Genomic DNA, 18,826 nt, shown 5'->3' with positions numbered 1-18,826 from the left:
GCTGAAGCGTCCCGGCGCTTCGCGTTGACGTTACGGCTTCCCCCCGGGAGCCCGTTAACCTAGCGGGTTGGTGCCGCTTGCACCCCGTATGTGTCAGTTCGCCTTGAGAAGGCAACAAAATTTTCTTGGTTATCACCTGCCTTAGAAGCGGTTCTTCCATTCACGCAGGGCGACGAACACCGTCTCGGGATCGGTGCCGGGCGCCAGATCGACCGCCTTGGCCAGGGCTGCAACGCCGCTGCGCAGGAACGGGTTGGTGGCGCGCTCCGCGCCCATGGTGGAGGGAATCAGGAAGCGGCCCTCATCCTTGGCCCGCTCGGCCTCCGAGAAGCGCGCCAACAGGTCGCGGTTGTCCGGGTCCGCCGCCAGGGCGAATCGGGCGTTGGCCAGGACGTAGTCGTGGCCGCTGAACACGCGGGTCTCGTCCGGCAGCGCCTCGAAGCGCCGCAGCGAGCCCCACAGGGTTTCGGGCGGGCTCTCCATCACCCGGCCGCAGCCCAGGGTGAACAACGTGTCGCCGGAACAGACGAGGCCCGCCTCGGCGAACCAGTAGGTGACGTGGTCGGCGCAGTGGCCGGGCGTTTCCCAGACCTCGGCCCGAAGGTCGCCGACCCGCACGGTATCCCCCTCGCGCACCGCGACATCCACCTCCGGGACCGCGGCGCCGGCCTTGGCGGGCGCCACCACCCGGGCGCCCGTCGCCGACTTGACCTCGGGGATGCCCGCGATGTGGTCGCCGTGCCGGTGGGTGACCAGAATGTCGGTCAGGCGCCAGCCGGTCTCGTCCAGGGCCTTCATGACCGGGCCTGCCTCCGGCACGTCGATCGCCGCGCAGGCGCCGGTCGCCGGGTCTCGGATCAGGACGCCGATATTGTCGCTGCGGCAGAGGAAGGTTCGGATCTGGGTCTCGGCGGCCATCGGATTCCCTCACTCACGTGGCGCGAAAGCTGCTGCCGTGAACAGGCATCGGCAAGGCCGGGTTCCTTCGGTGCTTGCCGCGCGCTCCGCGGCTCACCATTGAGTACGACAGTCGCTCCGCGCTCGGTGTCCTGATCCTCCATGCGTCTCGACGTCAACGGCCTGCGGGCCTTCTATGCGAGCCCTCTGGGGGCTGAGACGCATCGCGTGGTCGCCCGTGCGCTCCATGGGTTCCTCGGCTCGGTGTCGGGCCTGCGCGTCCTCGGGATCGGCTACGCGACGCCGTATCTCGGTCCGATCCACTGCATCGCCGAGCGCACCCTCGCCTTCATGCCGGCCACACAGGGGGTGGTGAACTGGCCCGGCTCCGGCCGCTCCTGCACGGCGCTGGCCGATCCGACCATGATGCCGCTGCCCGAGGCCGCCATCGACCGGGTGATCCTGGTCCACGCCCTCGAATCGGTCGAGAGCCCGACGGAGCTGCTGCAGGAGGTCTGGCGCACGCTCACCCCCGGCGGCCGGATGATCCTGGTGGTGCCCAACCGGCGGGGGGTGTGGGCGCGCCGCGAGGCGACGCCCTTCGGCCACGGCCAGCCCTACAGCCGCTCGCAGCTCGGCCGGCTGATGCGCGACACGCTGTTCTCCCCGGAGGGCTGGGCCGAGACGCTGTACATGCCGCCGGTGCGCTCGCGTCTGATGCTGCGCACCGGCCCGGCCTGGGAGCGGCTCGGCACCGGGCTGTCCCTGCCCTTCGCCGGCCTGCACGTGGTCGACGCGACCAAGCAGCTCTACCGCGCGGTGGCTGTGCAGCAGGTGCGCCGCGCCCGCCGTCTCGCCCCGGCCCGGGTACTGGTGCCCGCGCCCTCCCCGGGCTGAGCTGTCACGGTTCTTAAGGCGCCGGTCGTATAGGACCGCACCCATCAAGCGGCGGCGCCGATGAGCATCGATTTCACAGCCCAGCAGTTTCTGCTCGCCCTCTCGAGCCTGATCGCGATCGTGAACCCGATCGGCGGGGCGCTGATCTTCGCGCAGGTGACGGGTGCCTACAGCCAAGCCGAGCGCGTGCTGCTCTCGCGCCGGATCGGCGTCTACGCCGCCCTGGTGATGCTGGGCGCCCTCTGGGCCGGCACGCCGATCCTCAACTTCTTCGGCGTGACCCTCGCGGCCTTGCGCATCGCGGGCGGCCTGGTGGTGATGTCCGCGGCCTGGAGCCAGCTCAACCGGCCGGAGGCGCGCGAGGCGCGCAAGCAGGCCGAGGCCGCGGGCTCCGAGGAGCGCGGTACGGCGCCGATCGAGTTTGGCCGGGACCCGGCGCCGGGCCCGCTCTCCGAGATCGCCTTCTTTCCGCTGACCCTGCCGTTCACCACGGGGCCCGGCACCATCGCGGTGGCGATCACCCTGGGTGCGAACCGGCCGTCGGCCTACGCGGACCGGTTCGGCTTCTACCTCGGCGTCACGGTGGCGGCGCTGGCCGTGGCGCTCGCGGTCGCGCTGATCTATGCCTCGGCCGACCGGGTGGTGGCGCTCATCGGCCCGGCCCGGGCGCGGGTGACCGGGCGTCTCTTCGCCTTCCTGCTGCTCTGCGTCGGGACGCAGATCCTGATCACCGGCCTGACCGACGTGTTCGCGCCGCTGATCGCGGCGCGGTGACAGGGGCCGGGATCAGCCGTCAGATCACAGGCAGCGCGTCGAGGCCGCCGAACAGGGCGGCATGCCCGACGTAGTAGAGGAACAGGAAGGTGGCGAGCGCCGCACCGTACCACGCTGGCGCCAACACCGCGTGGCGGGCCCGGACAGTCATGCGGGTGTCATCCGCGGCGATCGCGAGCAGGACCACGATGATCCCGGAATGGCCGACCGCGTCCACCTTGCCGAACTGGACGACCGCCGAGACGAAGATCGCCGCCAGGATGATCGCCGCCGAGCGCCGCACCAGCGGCGTCCAGATCAGCGCGAAGGCCAGGGTGAACTCGATGACTCCGGCGGCCTGCATGAACAGCTCGGGAGACGCACCCATCGTCATCTGCGGCTTGGCGGCCAGCAGCGGCGCGCTCCATTCCGGATAGGCCCATTTCTCGATCGAGGCCCACATCAGGGTGATGGAGGCGGACCACCGCACGATGTCGAGCGGGCGGATTTCGAAGGGCGTGAGGTCGAGGCCTTGGCAGATCAGGTAGGCGGCCACGCCCAGGAAGATCGGATAGTCGGCGAGGTGGAACACGCCGTACTGCGCGGTGGCGAAGCTGAACAGGAAGACGATGCCCAGGCCGGTGATCGGCATCGTGCGGCGCCAGATCAGGCAGGCCGCGAGCGCGAGCTGAAGCCACGGGATCCAGGTCACATCGGTCTTGAGTTCCGGGGTGAGGATGATGCCGCCGAGGCTCCAGAGGGAGACCAGGAAGAAGCCGAGCGTGGCGCGGACCAGCAGTTCGGTGTCGGTCCGGACCCGGGTCGTCACACGATCGAGTGCGTTGAGCAGCGCGCCGCCGAGCGGCGTTCCCTCGGCCAGGCATCCGAACATGAGGCAGACCAGGGCGAGTGCGGTCAGCCATTCGAAATTCAGGCAGAGCACCTGCTCAAGGCCCTGCGGCTGCCCGGCCACGTCGTAGGCACAGAACCACTTCACGTGAGCCTGGGCCTCGCTCGTGGCGACGAGCACCAGTGGAGGCGCGGCGCCGAGGGCCAGACCGAAAGACGGGCGCTTACTTTTGAACGCGAGCATCGAACCCTCGCCGCTGCACAGCGACACCGTGGTTACCGAGCTATTTAGATATCTTCGTCGCGACTTCGCCAATGGTTTATTAACGAATATGAGTGGAAGGTTAACGCTGTGGATTTCCAGCGGGCAGTCCGGGGCGACGGTTCCGCTGGAGCGCGGTCGGGGGAGGCTCGGCCCCGGCCGGAAGGCCCCCGCCGGACCGATATTCCTCTCGGGTCGGCGCTCAGGCCGCCCGTGACGCGCGGCGCGGCCTGAGCGAATCGCCGAAGGCGCCCCAGGTTGAATCCCGCTGGAGTTGCGGCGCAAAGACCCGTCGCATGTGCAGGGTCGCACCGCCGAGCCGCCCTCCGCCTCCCCGCGGATACCCTTGGCGTGTTCGCCGACGGGAGACCCTTCAGGCATAGGTATTTGGTCTTGTGGTGCTCGCCTGCGCCGTCGCGGCGGCTTGCAGATCTGGAGCCGATCGCCTCGGGGCCGAGTCTTGGTGTCGATATATCCGCAAGTAATATCAGAAATATAGAGATATTATCATCGTATTATAAGATTATTTGCGGCTAAATTGGCAATAAATTGCGTAATAGACAATTATATTTTAGAAAAAATGCAATAACATCGCTCGGAAGGTTCGATATTTTTTTGGAAATGAGGGTACATAATTCGTCAAGTTCGATGTGCGCAGGCTTGCCTCTTGAGATAAGCTGAGCGAGTTCTAGGACCTGCGCGGCCCGGATCGCACGAGGAGCTCAGGCGGCCCCCCGTCGGCGGTATCGGGTCAGCAACGGAGTGCACACGGTGACAAGGGAAAGAATTCCGAGGCCCGGCACGCGGGTCGTGGCGCTGCCGCAGCACCGCGCTCACCTGCGCGAACCCGGACCGGCCAGCCGTGCGGCCCTGCCTTCGCAGGGTCGCGGCAGGCCTCGGGCAACCGCCGTCAGCGTCGCGGATGGCCGACGCGCGGCCGGATCGACGGCTTGAGATCTCTCCGTCCTTCACCGCGCCGCCGCGCCGTCGAAGATCCGGCGCTGTCGCGGTGCCGGATCACCCCATGCGGGTCGGCCGCGACGGCCGGGCGCGCGGGGATTCCTGACCCCCGCAGGCGACCGGGCCGAGCCCGGACGTCGCGCGCGAGCCATGACAACCCCGCCCGAGGCAATACCGCAGGCACGTCCCCGCGCGGCGCGGCAGCGCACGCGTGGACGAGCCCTGCACCGATCAGCTCAGCAAGGAGACGCCACATGACCGATGCCACGCAGCTCAAGGTTCCGGCCTGGTATACCCCCACCGAGATACAGGACATCCAGCAGGACCTTCTGGGTTCGGGGGGCGCGAAGGTCCTGATCCTCTGCCTGGGCGGCAAGGGCGGCGTCGGCAAGACGACCATCGCGTTGCAGATCGCCGATCTCTGCGCCGAGGCCGGTCCGGTGCTGGCGATCGACACCGACCCGGCAAACAAGCATTTCCCCCCGGCGCTGTTGCGGGAGACCGAGCCGGGGGGCGCGAACTTCGTTTCGCGCCGCCCGGGCGTGTCCTGTCATCGGCAGCGCCTGCGCGCGGAGGATTCGACCGGCCGCGTGGATCCGACCCTGTGCCAGGACATGATCGAGCGCGTGGCGGACGCGGCCGAGCGCTTCATCGTGGTCGACTTTCCGGCGGGCGACACGGAGACGACCCGGCGCTGCAGCGAGATCATCGTCGAGAGCTGCCGTGAGGAAGGCATCCGTCTGTGCGTGGTCGTGGCGGCCGGTGCGGTCGATCCGACGGCGCTGGATGTTCTGAAGGAACTCCGGCCGATGCTGCTCGAATGCGACCGGGCGATCCTGGCCAAAAACACGGCCCAAGCGACCAACTTCGACTATCTGGAAACCTCCGACCTCGTGCGGCAGTTGCGCGCGCAGCCGAACTTCCGCGCCCTCGAACTGGAACGGATCGGTGAGCGCCTGGTCGAGGCGCTGCGGATCCAGCACATGACGTGGCTGGATTTGGCGACGAGGGCACCGATGCGTCTGCGCGTCGAGGGTCGCCGCCTCCGGCGCAACTTCCACGCGGCGTGGCGCGAGGCGCTCCGGCCTTGACCAACCTCGAGAGGTTCTACCGCACGGTCCACGGCCGCGACCTCCTGCCCTGGGAGCGGCAACTCGCCGTGCGCGTGGCGGCCGCGCTCAACACCACGACGGACGACGACTTCGTCGTTCATCTCCTGCTCTTGTACATGGCGACCCATGTCATCAGCGAGATGCACGACGAACTGGTCAACTCGCGGGACAGCATCGCTCAGGCCAGCCGGGAGACGGCGCAAAGTCTCTCGGCCGATCTGCGACGCAACACGTTGACGATCTACGTGCTGCTCGGCGTTGTGGTCGCGAGCGTTCTCGGGAGCGTCTGCACCATCGTCGCGCTTGTGAACCTCTCGCATCAATACACGGCCGGCGAGGCTCGCTTCGCCGCCGCTTTCGAGGCCCGTGAGCGGCGCATCCCGGGAGGGCCTCAGCAGGGCTTGGCTCGCTGATCATGCCGCGCCTCCCGCGGGCCTGCCGGGAGAGACCGCCCTTCAGGGCGCCGGGGCTGCGGCTGTGAAGGACGCGGTGACGAGATCGCGGCTTCCGCCCGCCGAGAGCGTCGCGAGGAACGCCAGGAGGTCCGCCCGCTCCGTCCGGGTGAGGTTGAGCGGCTTGATCGCGCGGGACCGGCTCGGTCGCGCGATCCCGCCGCGGTCGTAGAGGTCGATCACGGCCTCGAGTGTCGGCACCGAGCCGTCGTGCATGTAGGGGCCGCGTTGGCCGATCTCCCGCAGCGTCGGGGTTTTGAAGGCGTATTGCAGGGCGACCGACGTCGGCATGAACCGGCCACGGCCGATATCCGCCCCGGTGCCGACGCCGATGTCGTGGAACGAGTTGTCGGTGAACGACCAGCCGGAATGGCAGCCCGCGCAGCCGGCGCGCCCGTTAAAGAGGTCGAACCCGCGCTTGGCCGGTTCGCCGATCGCGCCCTCGTCGCCTGCGATCCACCGGTCGAACGGGGTCGAGCCGGTTACGATCAGGCGCTGGAAGGTCGCCAGCGCCGCATCCAGCCGCTCACGGGTGATGGCGGGATCGTTGAAGGCATCGGCGAAGGCCGCCCTGTAGCTCTTGTCGGCCGCGAGCCGCGCCAGGGCGTCGGGTATCGGCAGGTTCATATTGGCCGGCGCGGCGATCGGCATGGCGGCCACGGATTCGAGGGTGCGGAACTTTCCGTCCCAGCCGAGCGGCCCGTCCTGCCACGCGACGTTGATGAGCGTCGGTGTGCGCAGGTCCATGTCGCCCTGCATGCGCGTCGCGGCGCGGGCGCGCCCGTCGCCCCAGGCGAGATCGGGGATGTGGCAGGTGGCGCAGGCGCGCGCCCCGTCGCCGGACAGGATCGGATCGAAGAACAGCCGCCGGCCAAGCTCGGCCTTGGCCGCCGTGTAGGGATTCTCCGGGGGGAACGGGATCTCGGCCGGCGGGCGATAGGTCTCGCGCCAGCCGGCACGGCGCGGATCGGGGCCGCCGCCGACACCGACTCCCACACCGACCATCCCGAGAAGCACCGCCATCGCGGCGCCGACCTTCCAAGCCATTACCGACCTCGCGGGCCAGCCTTGCGCCGGTATTCGTTGATAGTCGGTGAATCAAACCAGCAAGACGGACGCCGGGACATGTATTTTCGGATGCATAATGACGCATCCCGAGCCATTTCGCTGCCGACAACGACGTTGTGCGCCTACTCAAGCCGGATCGAAACGCTGTCGCTCGCGCCGGTGGCATCGAGTACCGAGATGCGCGCGAATCCGACGCCGCCCGGGAACCACTCGGCCCGGCGCCGCGGTGTCTGAACCACCGGCTGCCCATCGACCAGCCAAGTCAGCGGCGGCACGCCGCCGAGGGCCTTGAGAGCGAGCCCCGGGCCTCCGGCCGCCCGGTCTTCGCCCGGACCGCCGCCGAGGCCGAGATCGATCCGGGCCCCGTCCGGGGGATAGGCGATCCTGAGCGCCGGCCCCTGCGCATCCGCCGCCTCGCGGCGCAGGCGCCGGAGCGGCGGCGGCAAGCCGCCGGACCCGGCCGCAACCAGCACGTCGCGCGGCTGCGGGATCGGCTCGGGCTCGATCCCGAGGCGCGCGAAGGCGTCGAACAGGATCGGGGCGGCGACCACGCGGCCGACGAGGCCCGGAACGGCGGCGCCATCCGGCCGTCCGACCCATGCCACCACCGTCACGTGCCGGTCGAACCCCGCCGCCCAGGCGTCGCGGTAGCCGAAGGACGTGCCGGTCTTGTAGGCGATGCGGTTCGGCAGGGCGTTCTCCGGCGGCGGGGTGCCGCGCAGGATGTCGGCGACATACCACGCCGCCACCGGCTCGGTGACTCGGTTCTCCGGGCCTGTCCCGGCGGCGGGCCCCGCCCCGCGCCGGATGACCGGCACCGCGCCCCCGCGGGCCAGCCCGGCATAGAGCCGCGCGAGGTCGGTGAGCGTGATGCCGAGGCCGCCGAGCGCCACCGGCAGGCCCGGCGCCGCCTCTCGCGGGAGCTGGATCCCGGCGCCGGCCGCGCGCAGCCGGGCGATGAAGCGCGCCGGCCCGACCGCATCCATCAGCGTGACTGCGGGCACGTTGAGCGAGAGCTGCAGGGCGCGCCGCGCCGTGACCGTCCCCTGATAGGTCAGATCGAAATTCTCCGGCGCATAGCTGGCGGAGAAGCGCGCGGGACGGTCCTCCAGCAAGGTCTCGGGATGCGCGAGGCCCTCCTCGAAGGCCAGGGCGTAGACGAACGGCTTCAGCGCCGAGCCGGGCGAGCGTATTGCCAGGGTCATGTCGATCGCCCCGCGCCGGCTCGGATCGAGATAGCCGGCGCTGCCGACCTGGGCGAGCACGCGCCCGTCGCGGTTGTCGAGGACCAGGATCGCCGCCGAGAGGCCGGGGCCGGAGGCGGCCGCGCGCTCCGCCGCCAGGGTCTCCAGCCGCGCCTGCAGCCGCCCGTCGATGCCGAGGCGGATCACCGACGCCCCGGGCTCGGCCGCGACCGCCTCCTCGGCGGCGTGGGCCGCGAGCATCGGGAAGGGTTTTCGAACGGCCGGCACCGGCTCGGCCTGCGCGGCGGCGGCCTCGGCCGCGGTGAGGAGGCCCCGGGCCCGCGCCATCTCGAGCACCCGGTCGCGGGCTGCCCGGGCGCGCTCCGGGAATCGGTCCGGCCGACGGGTCTCGGGGGATTGCGGGAGGGCGACCAGGAGTGCGGCCTGCGCCGCGGTCAGCCGCACCGGCTCCCGCCCGAAATAGGCGAGGCTCGCCGCCCGCACCCCTTCAAGCGGGCCGCCATAGGGCGCGAGCGCGAGGTAGAGGTCGAGCAGACCGGGCTTCCCGAGCCGCCTTTCCAGCGCGACCGCGCGCACCATCTGGCGCAGCTTGGCCGCCAGGGAACGCCCGTGACGCGGCTCGACCAGCCGGGCGACCTGCATCGACAGGGTGGAGCCCCCCGAGAGGATCCGCCCATGCGCCAGCCACTGAGACGCGGCGCGCAGGATCGCCACCGGGTCGACGCCGGGATGCGCCGCGAACCGCCGGTCCTCGTAGGCGAGCAGCATCGCGCGATAGCGCGGATCGACCGAGGCCGCGGTCACGGGCAGGCGCCAGCGGCCGTCCGCGGTGGCGAAGGGGCGCAGCAGCGCGTCCGATCGATCGAGCACCACCGTCGAGCGCGCCGAGGCCGCCGCGAGGTCGAGGGGCGGGAGCGTCTCCACGTAGCGCCACAGGGCGGCGACCGGGAGCCCGAGAAGAAGCACCGCGGCGGCCAGGCCCAGGCGCCCCGCAAATCGCCGAACGCCGCGAGCCCGGGGCGATGCGGCTCCGCAGGGATCAGGCCCGTGGTGCGGCACGCATCCTCCAGTTCCCGGGTCTGCCGGCGCCGCACACAGATTCACCGATCCGGTGCGGCGGGCAAGCCCCGGCCGGGCCCGCCCCCGCTCAGGCCATGCCGACGCCGCGCAGGGCCGTGAAGGCTGGCCGGCCCGCATGGCCTGCCCGGATCGGGAAGGGCACGACGTTGGATGCCACCGCGGCGAGCCCGGGCTCGAGTCTCGGTGGCTCGGGCTTGCGCGCCTTGCCGGGTTTCATCCAGCGTTCGATCCGCTTGAAGTAGGTCCGTCTGGTCATCCAAACCGGGAATTGCCTGCCTTTCAGCATGTTCAGCCCCTCATCGACATGCGCACGCGGCGCAAAATCCAGTCCCGAACCGGGCCTCCATGAGGATCGACCGAATCGGGTCTGTATTGGTCATACGAGGCCATCCCGCGTTCGGCCGCATCCCCCGTTTGGATGAAGCGCAACCTCTGGCTGCCATAGACTTATTCAAGCGGCTGCGGATTCCTTCACCCGCTCCAGCGCGAGCCTGGTGACGGCGACGTGGTCGATCTTGCCGCTGCCCAGCATCGGGACCGCGTCCAGCACCACGACCTCGGCCGGGATCGCGACATCCGAGGCGCCCCGAGCCTTCGCGAAGCTCTGGTAGGCGGCCCGGGTGGCGCCCTTCTCCTCTGTGAACAGCACCAGCCGCTCGCCCTTGCGCGGGTCCGGCACCGCCGCGACCGCGGTCGGGTGGTCCGGCCAGAGTTCGGCCGCGAGCGCCTCGATGCCCGCCAGGGAGATCATCTCGCCGGCGACCTTGGCGAAGCGCTTGGCCCGCCCCTTGATCGTGACGAAGCCCGCGGCGTCGATCGCCACGATGTCGCCGGTGTCGTGCCAGCCGTCCGGCGGCGGCTCCAGCACGCCGGGCTTCTCCGCCCGCAGGTAGCCCAGCATGATGTTCGGACCCTGCAGGGACAGGCAGCCGCCTTCCTCGATCCCGGGCACAGGCTCTAGGCGGGTCTCGATACCGGGGAGGATCCGCCCGACCGTGCCGAAGCGGTTAAACATCGGCGTGTTGAGCGCCACCACGGGTCCGCACTCGGTGACGCCGTAGCCCTCCAGGATGCGCAGGCCGAACTTCTCCCCCCAGGTCTTCCGGGTCGATTCCTTCACGGCCTCGGCGCCGGCCACCACGTAGCGGAGCGAGCGCAGGTCGTAGGAATGCGCGGCCCGGGCGTAGCCCGCCAGGAACGTGTCGGTCCCGAACAGCACCGTGCTGTTCGAGCCGTAGATCAGCTCCGGGATGATCCGGTAGTGGAGCGGCGACGGGTACAGGTAGACCGGCACCCCCGAGACCAGGGGCAGCACCAGCCCGGCCGTGAGGCCGAAGGCGTGGAACACCGGCAGCACGTTGAACACCTTGTCGGTCGGGCCGAAATCGATCCGGGCCGCGACCTGCGCCACGTTGGCGAGCATGCAGCGGTTGGCCAGCACCACGCCCTTGGGCGTGCCCTCGCTGCCCGACGTGAACAGCACCGCGGCCGGGTCCTCGCCCGAGCGCGCCACCAGGGGACGCCGTCCACCGAGCAGCGCGCGGATCTTGTCCGGCGTCGTGATGCTGGCGCGCACATCCTCCAGATAGACCAGCTCGACCGATCCCCGGATCGCCTCGACGAGCGAGCCCAGCCGACCCTTCTCGATGAAGGCCCGGGAGGTCAGGATCCTGCGCACCTGCGCGGCCCGGCAGGCGGAGAGCACGTTGGCCGGCCCGGCCGAGAAGTTGATCATCGCCGGCACCCGGCCCGCCGAGGCCAGGGCGAACAGCGTCACAGCCGCGCCGTTGGCGTTGGGCAGCATGATGCCGATCCGGCCGCCCGCGGGGGCGAGCGGCATCAGCTTGCGGCCGAGCACATTCGCGGCCGTGACGAGCCGGCTGTAGGTCAGGCGGCCCGTGACCGGGTCCTCCAGCGCGGTGCGGCCCCAGCCGTGGCGGTCCCCCGCCTCGATCAGCGCCGCCATCAGGCCGCGGTCGATGTCGGTGGTGCGGAACAGGAGGTCGGACATGATTCCGTAGAGGGCCGCCCCGGCCGCCTGCCGCCGTGCCTTGCCCCGCAGGGCGTCGTCCACCGTCAGGCGCACCGGCGGCATCACCGTGACGGTCACCTTGGGCCACCAGCGGCGCCGGACCTGGCTGCGCGACAGGCGCGAGAACGCGGTGCGCTCCAGCCCGTCGATCTTCACGGGAACGACCATCGCCCCCGACTTGTCGGCGATCAGCCCGGCGCCGTCATAGATCTTCATCAGGCTGCCCGTGACGGTGAGCCGTCCCTCGGGGAAGATGATCAGAGTCTCGCCGTTCCTGACCGCGTTGATCAGCGTCCGGGTGGCCAGCGGCCGGGTCGGGTCGAGGGGTATCGCCTTGGTGACGCGCAGGAACGGCCGCACCCACCAGCGCTGTGCGATCCCGCTATCGACCGCGAAGACCGGTTCCTGGTCGAGCAGCGACAGCGCCAGCGGGGCGTCGAGGAACGAGACGTGGTTGAGCGCCAGGATGCAGTTCGGCCCGGCTGCCGCCACGTTGTCGAGCCCGCGGACCTCCAGCCGGTAGAAGGCCCGGAACAGGATCGAGAGCGCGTCGCGGAACGGGCTCGTCGGCAGGGTGGCGAACACGACCGCGCCGACGACGAGGTTCAGGACCGCCACGACGGCGAGCAGGCTGGCGGTCGACAGGCCCGCGCCCTGCAGCCCCGCCAGGGCGAGGGTGCCGGCCACCATGTAGGCCGCCGTCATGACGTTGACCGCTCCGATGATGCGCGCGCGCATCGCCTTCTCGGCCCAGGCCTGCACGGCCGCGAAGGATGGGACGATGTAGAGCCCGCCCGACACCGCGAGCCCCAGGAAGTCGATCCCGGCGCGCAGGCCGTGGCCGGTCTGCAGGAAGTCGAACGGGCCGATCGCCTCCGCAGGCGGCGGCGGCAGGTGCCCCACCGTCCAGGCGAGGTCGAGGCCGAACAGGCCCATCAGGACCGCGCCGACGGGCGTCGGCAGCAGCACGATCCGGCCGCTGGCGAGCCAGGAGGCGAGGCCCGACCCCAAGGCGATGCCGATGGAGAACAGCGCGAGCAGCAGCGTGATCACCGTCTCGGTGCCGTTGAAGGCGCCGCGCACCAGCACCGGCAGCAGCGACAGCACCACCACGCCGACCAGCCAGAACCAGCTCACGATCAGTGAGCCGCGCCATAGCTGCGTGTCCGCCCAGAGATCGCGCAGCAGCGCGTAGGTGGAGCGCGCGATGTTGCGGTCGACATGCAGGTCCGGCGCCCCCTCCCCGGTCGGCGGGATCATCCGGGCCGACAGCCAGCACAGGACCGCGAAGGCCATGACGAGGGCGCCGAACACGAGCCCCGACCCGCCCAGCGCCGAGGCCGCGCCGGCCGCGATCGTGCCCAGCAGGATCGCCAGGAAGGTGGCGGCCTCGACCAGCGCATTGCCGGCCGGCAGCTCCTCGCGGCGGAGGTGGTCCGGCAGGATCCCGTACTTGATCGGGCCGAACAGGGCCGCGATCGTCCCGAACAAGCCGAGCGCCACGAACAGGACCGGCACCGAATGCAGCAGGAAGCCGAGGACGGCCGCGCCGGCCGCGAAGATCTCGGCGAACTTGAGCCTGCGGGCCATCAGGGCCTTGTCGTGCCGGTCGGCCCATTGGCCGCCGAGGCCCGACAGGATGAAGAACGGCCCGATGAACACCGCGCTCGCCAGGGTCACCAGGACGCCCGCGTGCGCATCCGCCTGGCCGCCGATCCCGAACAGGATTAGGAATGCGAGGGCGTTCTTCAGGAAGTTGTCGTTGAACGCCGAGAAGAACTGGCACCAGAACAGCGGCGCGAAGCGCCGGGCAGTCATCAGGGAACGGAACATGGCGATCTCTCGGTTCCGAACCTGACTGGCCCAGCCGATACGCCGAGGTCAAATCGCGCGGGGGCGCGGGCGTGTCGCTCTTCGAGCTTTGGCCCGGCGCGACAGGCCCTTCTCGACCAAGGCCGTTACCTGCGCCGGCGCGAGCGCGACGGTCAAAACCCGATCCTAGGCAGGTTCGCACCGTCCTTCCGGTTCGACCTTGAGACACTCGGGAAAACCCGATCTCGGGCCCTGCGGCAGCGGTCGATACCCGCATGCCAAGACGCGCCCGTTGTCGATTCGGCAGCGCGCCGCGTCACGGTGCGGTCAGGGGCGACGCCGCGGCCGGATTTTCAAAGCGGTTGCGCCCTCTCCGGCGGATGAGACGCGCCTGTTTCCCGGACGCCCGCACCGTCAGTGGACGGCGATCCGAACCCCGCCCGCCGCGGGCGGCGAAGCGGTGCAATCGCCGCGGTGGACCGCGATACAGCCTGGGGGCGAACGGACACTGCAAGCCGTCTTGTGCTGGCGTCGTATTCCTCTGGCGCTGCATGCCCCTGGAAAAACGCCTGGGAAAGGGTCGGCGCGCTCGACAGGGCGACGATGCGCGCCATCCGACTGTCCCGAGCCAGATTGAGCCGGTGCGGATCGCGCATCTCAGCGAGGCCGATACTTGGATCGACGGGTCGATCCCCCTCCCTTCAGGACGGGGACCCGGGCCTCGTCCATCGCTGCGAAGCCGCGCGTCTTCACACGCCGCTCATCTCCCGGCAGCGCGCCGCTCGATCCGCATACGCAGTGAGGCACCGAGATCGTAGGACCGATAGATGTGTGTCCCCAAAGCCGAGATCACGACGAGGGCGGCGCCGACGGCACAGAACGGCACGAGCAGCAGGAACGTCAGGACCAGCCCGACCGACATCCGCTCGCCGAGCGACGCTTGCGGCCACGGATCGATGGGCAGGGAAGCGCGTCGTCCATAGCGCATGGCTCCGACCCTCCAGAGCATCGTCCCGAAGCGTGGCCGCCGGCTTTCGGGAAAAGACGATGCGAAACAATATCTTGGTGCGACGTCCCGCATCCCGGGTCCAGGGCGATGCACGAAGCCGGGCGGATCGAGATTCGGCCCCGCTCCCGATCCTACGCAGTCAACCGCGACCATCGCCGGATGTTGCGCGGCCGGCACCGAAAATCGGGACCGCCGTGACGTTCCGGCACGCCGCCGCGGCGCAACCGAGCGCCCCGACATCCGTTGCCGGACCGGTTCTTCGACAGCGCGTGAGTCCGGCATGGCACGAGTGGCAGTCGTTACCGGAGGGACCGCCGGGATCGGGCTCGCCACCGCTCATCGCTTCGCCGAGGCCGGCTGGTCCGTGGCGGTAATCGCCCGCGATCCCGGGCGGCTCGCCGCGGCCGAGCGTGCCCTTGCCGCCTACGGCCGGCCTGTCCTGGCGATCGCGGCCGACGTCGCCGACCCGGCGGCGGTGGACGCGGCCGCCGCGCGGGTGGAGACCCAGCTCGGTCCGATCCGCGCCTGGGTGAACAACGCCATGTCGACCGTTGTGAACCCGGCCGACCGGATCACCCCGGACGAGTACCGCCGGGTCACCGAGACCACCTATCTCAGCCAAGTCTACGGCACGCTGGCGGCGCTGCGATACATGAAGCGGCGCAACCGCGGCGCGATCATCCAGGTCTCGTCCGGTCTCGCCATCCGGGCGGCCCCGCTCCAGGCGCCCTATTGCGCGGCGAAGTTCGCGGTCTCCGGCTTCACCGATGCCCTGCGCTGCGAGCTGATCCACGACCGCGTCGCCGTCAGCCTAAGCGTGGTCTACCTGCCGGCGGTCAACACGCCGCAATTCAACTGGGCGCGCAACCGCACCGGCCGGCGCCAGTACGCCCCCGATCCGGTCTTCGACCCCCGTCTCTGTGCCGAGGCTATCCTGTACGCCGTCGAGCACCCGCGCCGGGAAGTCTGGGTCGGTCGCTCGTCGATGATGATGGCCGCCGCCCAGGCGATCGCCCCCGCCCTCGCGGACCGCAAGGCCGCCGCGATGTGGTCGGCGCAGCTCGCCGACGAGGCGATCCCCGAGAAGGCCGGCAACCTCTACGATCCCGTGCCCGGCGACGTCGGCATCGACGGGCGGTTCACCGACCGGACGAAGACGACCCGGGGCGAGTTCTGCACAAGCCGCGCCCGCGATCTGCTGGTCGGCGGCCTCGCCGGCCTTGCTGTGCTGGGGCTTGCGGGGGCGGCCCTGGCGGCTCGTCCGCCGCGGCGCTTCCCGGAGCGGCGCTAACGGCTGCGCTGCCCGACATTGCCTGCTAAATCAGCCGCCGCGAGGAAGGTCTTGAGACGATGCCCGGCTATCTGCCCTTCGCGGGCGCGCTGAAGCTGCCCGCCTACACCTGCGACAATTGCGGGTTCTGGCAGCGCCATTTCGAGAGGCCGGCCGCCTGCCCGCTGTGCCTCGACGCCCGCCACGTCGTGCCGCAGGACGGCTGGCGCTTCCGCACGGCCCGGGAGGCCCAGGCGTCGTTTCCCTGTCACTGGGAGGAGCTGGAACCCGGCATCTGGCGCTTCTGGAACGAGCCCGTCTCCGGAATCGGGCCGTCCGCCTACCTGATCCGCACCGAGCACGGCAACATGGGCTTCGAGGGCTGCCCGGTCTTCAGCGAGGCCGCCCTGGACCAGATCGAGCGCCTCGGCGGCATGCGGGTGCTGTCGGCCTCGCACCCGCATTCCTACGGCGCTCTCGTGCAACTCCAAGACCGGTTCGATCCGGAACTCTGTCTGCCGGCCGCCGACTTCACCTGGAGTGCGGCCCTGCAGGTGAGCTGGCCCTACGATGACTTTTTGGAGCCGCTGCCGGGCCTGGAGCTGCACCGGACGGCGGGCCATTTCGACGGGCATGCGGTGCTCTACGATCGGGCGCGAAGAATCTGTTTCTGCGGCGATGCGCTGAAGTTCGAACTGGACCCAGCCGATCCCCGCCGCGCCACAACGATCTCGGCCCACAAGGCTTTCGTGCGCGGCGTGCCGCTGACCGCGAAGGAGCTCCGCCGCTACCGCGATGTCTTCGCACAACTCGATTTCGTTCAGACCTGGACGCCGTTCGAGGCCGCGCGGAATTGCGGCCGGCCCGAGGTGCTGGCGCTCCTCGATCGATTGCTCACCGGTCGTTCGCACGCTGCCCCGGTGCCGCTCGACGTGCTTCCGGTTCATGGACTGTAGCGCGGATCGCTCGCACGGTGGATCGGCTGGCTGCGGTCAGTAGGCAGGCGTCTTGCCGGTGCGCCCTCGGGGCGCGACTTCCTCAAGCTTCCCGCACGGTGTCGAGGAAGCGGGCGGCCTCGGCGGTGAGGTGCTCGGACTGACGCGACAGCTCCGAGGCCGCGTTCAGGACCTGGCTGGCCGCCGCGCCGGTCTCCTCGGCCACGTCGGCGATGGTGGCGGCCACCGCGCCGTCGCGCGCGGAATTCAGGGTCGCCATCGATCGATCCGCCCACCCTGCGATCGGTGCGACCCGAGAACGAGGGTCCATTCCGATGTCGCCGATCTGGCGCCACTGAACGGAGTGCTGAGCGGACGCGCGGCGCGCCGCGGGTTCACGGACGGTAGAGCGGATCGTTCTCCAGGCGGATCGGCTGGCCGTGCGGCGTCGCCTCGGCGGCGCGCAGGAACGCGGCAGTCCGTGCGGCGACGGTCTCGGCCGCCGCCACCCCGCGCTCGGCCAGGATCGACTCCAGCGTCGCGAGCCAGGCGCCGTAATCGGCCGCCCGCTCGGAGTCGCCGGCGGGACGGATCTCGCGGCCGAGGCGCTCCGCCCACTCGGTCCAGGTGAACAGGCCGGCCTCCTTCAGCGACACCACCAGGGCGAAGACCTGAGCCTCCCAGGGCGCCGCGAAGGCCTTCGGCGACGGGTCGCTCACGCCGGTTCCAGATAAGGTTCGAAAGCCGCCACCGTGACGAGCCCCCCCGGATCGCCGCTCTCGCCCCACAGTTCCCGGGCCGTGAAGCCGACCGTGTACAGCCAAGTCGGATTCTCCCCGGCCCCATGGGCGCTCGTGTCGGGATAGACGAAGACGCCGTCGATGCGTTCGATCCGGCCCCGCCTTCCCCGCACATAGCGCGGCAGGCGGGTATGCCCGGTCGGATGCATGTTCCGGGCGATGACGGCGTCGCCGACTGCGAAGCGGGCGGGAGATTCGGGTTCGCGGCTGCTCGGGAAGCCGGTACGGAAGCGCGCCTCCAGGCCGTCGGCAGAGAGCACCCGCGCCACTGGCTTGGCCGGCGCCGAGGCTCGGCCCGCCGCCATCTCTCCGGGCGTCGCGAGGCCCGAGTCGGCGACCTGCTTCTCCAGGGCCGCCAGCCAGATCTCATAGTAGCTCGATGCGAGATACTGCGCCGGCGGCAGTGACTCGCGGGCGGCGCGGCTGCCGTCGAGGTTCCACGCGCCGGTATAGCCCATGGCCAGCGCCATCGCGAAGACGCGGCGCTCCCATGCGGCGTGGAACACCGGCTCGTCGCGCTCCGGCACCACCGGGCCGAAGCCGTGTGCGCCGCCGAGGTCCTGAGCGCCGTTCATGCCGGCATCTCCAAGGGCGAGTCCAAGGGCGAGGCGGGAACCGACCCGGGCAGGCCCGTGCCGATCATCGCGTCGCGCGTGACGAGGGCGGCCAGGTCTTCCTCGGAGAGGCCCTCGGTTCCGGCAGGGCGCATCGGCAGGACCATGTAGCGGGTCTCCGCGGTGGAATCCCAGACGACGATCCGCGTGGTGTCCGGCAGCCTCACCCCGAACTCGGCCAGCACGCCGCGCGGGTCGATCACCGCCCGGGCCCGGTACGGAGGCGCCTTGTACCAGACCGGCGGTAGGCCGAGCACGGGCCAGGGGTAGCAGGAGCAGAGGGTGCAGACGACGAGGTTGTGGGTCTCGGACGTGTTCTCGACCACCACCATGTGTTCGCCGCCGCGGCCGCCGATGCCGAGCTCGGCGATCGCCGGCGTGGCGTCGGAGAGGAGCCGCGCCCGGAAGCCGGGATCGACCCATGCGCGGGCGACCACGCGGGCACCCGCATGCGGCCCCACCTTGGTCTCGTAGAGCTCGACCAGGGCGTCGAGGGCCGCCGGATCGATGTAGCCCTTCTCGGTCAGCAGCGATTCCAGGGCCCGCACCCGCGCCTCGACCGGCGAGAGGTCGCTGCCGTGATGCTGGTGGTCATGGTGCGCGTGGTCGTGGCTCATCCCGCTTCTCCTCGCACCCGGCATCCTGCCTCGGCGCACTGGCCGCCGCTACTCCCCCTGCCGGATACCAATCCCCGTTGCCCCGGCGACGATGCCGAAGTCGCCCGATATTTCCGGGATTGTTTGGCATCGGTTCAGATTTCCGACGTTACGGCAGTTAGAGCCATTCCAGTATACCAAGCGTCGGGGACCAGGATACGCG

17 protein-coding genes are annotated in these 18,826 nt (G+C 70.3%); 6 read left to right on the top strand and 11 right to left on the bottom strand.

Going from position 1 to position 18,826, the window contains the following annotated elements; translation table 11 throughout:
• Positions 1–141: 141 nt before the first annotated feature.
• Positions 142–918 carry a hydroxyacylglutathione hydrolase gene (gene gloB / locus Q8W67_RS11545; protein WP_305545407.1) on the bottom strand — a complete coding sequence of 259 codons (777 nt, stop codon included), beginning with the start codon at positions 916–918 and terminating at the stop codon, positions 142–144.
• A gap of 141 nt (positions 919–1,059) precedes the next feature.
• Here gloB and Q8W67_RS11540 point away from each other — a divergent pair, with 141 nt between their 5' ends.
• Both Q8W67_RS11540 and Q8W67_RS11535 read left to right on the top strand, forming a co-directional pair.
• Positions 1,060–1,794 carry a methyltransferase domain-containing protein gene (locus Q8W67_RS11540; protein ID WP_305545405.1) on the top strand — a complete coding sequence of 245 codons (735 nt, stop codon included), beginning with the start codon at positions 1,060–1,062 and terminating at the stop codon, positions 1,792–1,794.
• Between the two features lie 60 nt (positions 1,795–1,854).
• A complete protein-coding gene (locus Q8W67_RS11535; RefSeq protein WP_305545403.1) occupies positions 1,855–2,568 on the top strand; it encodes a MarC family protein in 714 nt (237 codons plus the stop codon).
• A gap of 19 nt (positions 2,569–2,587) precedes the next feature.
• Here Q8W67_RS11535 and Q8W67_RS11530 read toward each other — a convergent pair whose 3' ends face one another.
• Positions 2,588–3,640, bottom strand: a complete 1,053-nt coding sequence (locus tag Q8W67_RS11530; RefSeq protein ID WP_305545400.1) for a hypothetical protein — start codon at positions 3,638–3,640, stop codon at positions 2,588–2,590.
• A 1,232-nt stretch (positions 3,641–4,872) separates the two neighbouring features.
• Between Q8W67_RS11530 and Q8W67_RS11525 the strand changes: the two genes are divergently transcribed.
• Positions 4,873–5,709, top strand: coding sequence for an ArsA-related P-loop ATPase (locus tag Q8W67_RS11525; RefSeq protein WP_305545397.1), 837 nt, complete (start codon positions 4,873–4,875; stop codon positions 5,707–5,709).
• Positions 5,706–6,143 carry a hypothetical protein gene (locus Q8W67_RS11520; RefSeq protein ID WP_305545394.1) on the top strand — a complete coding sequence of 146 codons (438 nt, stop codon included), beginning with the start codon at positions 5,706–5,708 and terminating at the stop codon, positions 6,141–6,143. The genes Q8W67_RS11525 and Q8W67_RS11520 overlap by 4 nt, the downstream gene beginning before the upstream one ends.
• 42 nt (positions 6,144–6,185) lie before the next feature.
• On the opposite strand, the gene Q8W67_RS11515 is transcribed toward Q8W67_RS11520, so the two are convergent.
• The 5 genes from Q8W67_RS11515 to Q8W67_RS11495 form a co-directional block, all read right to left on the bottom strand.
• Positions 6,186–7,229: a cytochrome-c peroxidase gene (locus Q8W67_RS11515; RefSeq protein ID WP_305545391.1), complete on the bottom strand. Its 1,044-nt coding sequence runs from the start codon at positions 7,227–7,229 to the stop codon at positions 6,186–6,188.
• 143 nt (positions 7,230–7,372) lie between these two features.
• Positions 7,373–9,514 (bottom strand): penicillin-binding protein 1C, encoded by a 2,142-nt coding sequence (pbpC, locus tag Q8W67_RS11510; RefSeq protein WP_370693860.1) that lies wholly within the window; start codon positions 9,512–9,514, stop codon positions 7,373–7,375.
• Between the two features lie 88 nt (positions 9,515–9,602).
• Complete coding sequence (locus tag Q8W67_RS11505) at positions 9,603–9,791, bottom strand: hypothetical protein (RefSeq protein WP_305545385.1); 189 nt, start codon at positions 9,789–9,791, stop codon at positions 9,603–9,605.
• Between the two features lie 195 nt (positions 9,792–9,986).
• Positions 9,987–13,400 carry an acyl-[ACP]--phospholipid O-acyltransferase gene (locus tag Q8W67_RS11500; protein ID WP_305545382.1) on the bottom strand — a complete coding sequence of 1,138 codons (3,414 nt, stop codon included), beginning with the start codon at positions 13,398–13,400 and terminating at the stop codon, positions 9,987–9,989.
• Between the two features lie 739 nt (positions 13,401–14,139).
• On the bottom strand, positions 14,140–14,367 hold the full coding sequence (locus Q8W67_RS11495; protein WP_305545379.1) for a hypothetical protein: 228 nt from the start codon (positions 14,365–14,367) through the stop codon (positions 14,140–14,142).
• 301 nt (positions 14,368–14,668) lie between these two features.
• Here Q8W67_RS11495 and Q8W67_RS11490 point away from each other — a divergent pair, with 301 nt between their 5' ends.
• The gene (locus Q8W67_RS11490) at positions 14,669–15,679 is read left to right on the top strand and encodes an SDR family oxidoreductase (RefSeq protein ID WP_305545376.1); all 1,011 of its coding nucleotides are present in this window, start codon (positions 14,669–14,671) and stop codon (positions 15,677–15,679) included.
• A 59-nt stretch (positions 15,680–15,738) separates the two neighbouring features.
• Positions 15,739–16,614 (top strand): MBL fold metallo-hydrolase, encoded by an 876-nt coding sequence (locus Q8W67_RS11485; protein WP_305545374.1) that lies wholly within the window; start codon positions 15,739–15,741, stop codon positions 16,612–16,614.
• Positions 16,615–16,696: 82 nt separating this feature from the next.
• Here the strand turns inward: Q8W67_RS11485 and Q8W67_RS11480 are convergent, their stop codons facing one another.
• The 4 genes from Q8W67_RS11480 to nthA all read right to left on the bottom strand — a co-directional run bounded on the left by Q8W67_RS11480 (position 16,697) and on the right by nthA (position 18,624).
• Positions 16,697–16,873 (bottom strand): hypothetical protein, encoded by a 177-nt coding sequence (locus tag Q8W67_RS11480; protein WP_305545536.1) that lies wholly within the window; start codon positions 16,871–16,873, stop codon positions 16,697–16,699.
• A 115-nt stretch (positions 16,874–16,988) separates the two neighbouring features.
• On the bottom strand, positions 16,989–17,312 hold the full coding sequence (locus tag Q8W67_RS11475; protein WP_305545371.1) for a nitrile hydratase accessory protein: 324 nt from the start codon (positions 17,310–17,312) through the stop codon (positions 16,989–16,991).
• Positions 17,309–17,968: a nitrile hydratase subunit beta gene (gene nthB, locus Q8W67_RS11470; protein ID WP_305545368.1), complete on the bottom strand. Its 660-nt coding sequence runs from the start codon at positions 17,966–17,968 to the stop codon at positions 17,309–17,311. The genes Q8W67_RS11475 and nthB overlap by 4 nt, the downstream gene beginning before the upstream one ends.
• Positions 17,965–18,624, bottom strand: coding sequence for a nitrile hydratase subunit alpha (gene nthA, locus Q8W67_RS11465; protein WP_305545366.1), 660 nt, complete (start codon positions 18,622–18,624; stop codon positions 17,965–17,967). Before nthA ends, nthB begins: the two co-directional genes overlap by 4 nt.
• Between the last annotated feature and the right edge of the window lie 202 nt (positions 18,625–18,826).

It is taken from the genome of Methylobacterium sp. NEAU K, assembly GCF_030700285.1.
Taxonomy (GTDB): Bacteria; Pseudomonadota; Alphaproteobacteria; order Rhizobiales; family Beijerinckiaceae; genus Methylobacterium.
This window is presented reverse-complemented; position numbering and strand designations above follow the sequence as displayed.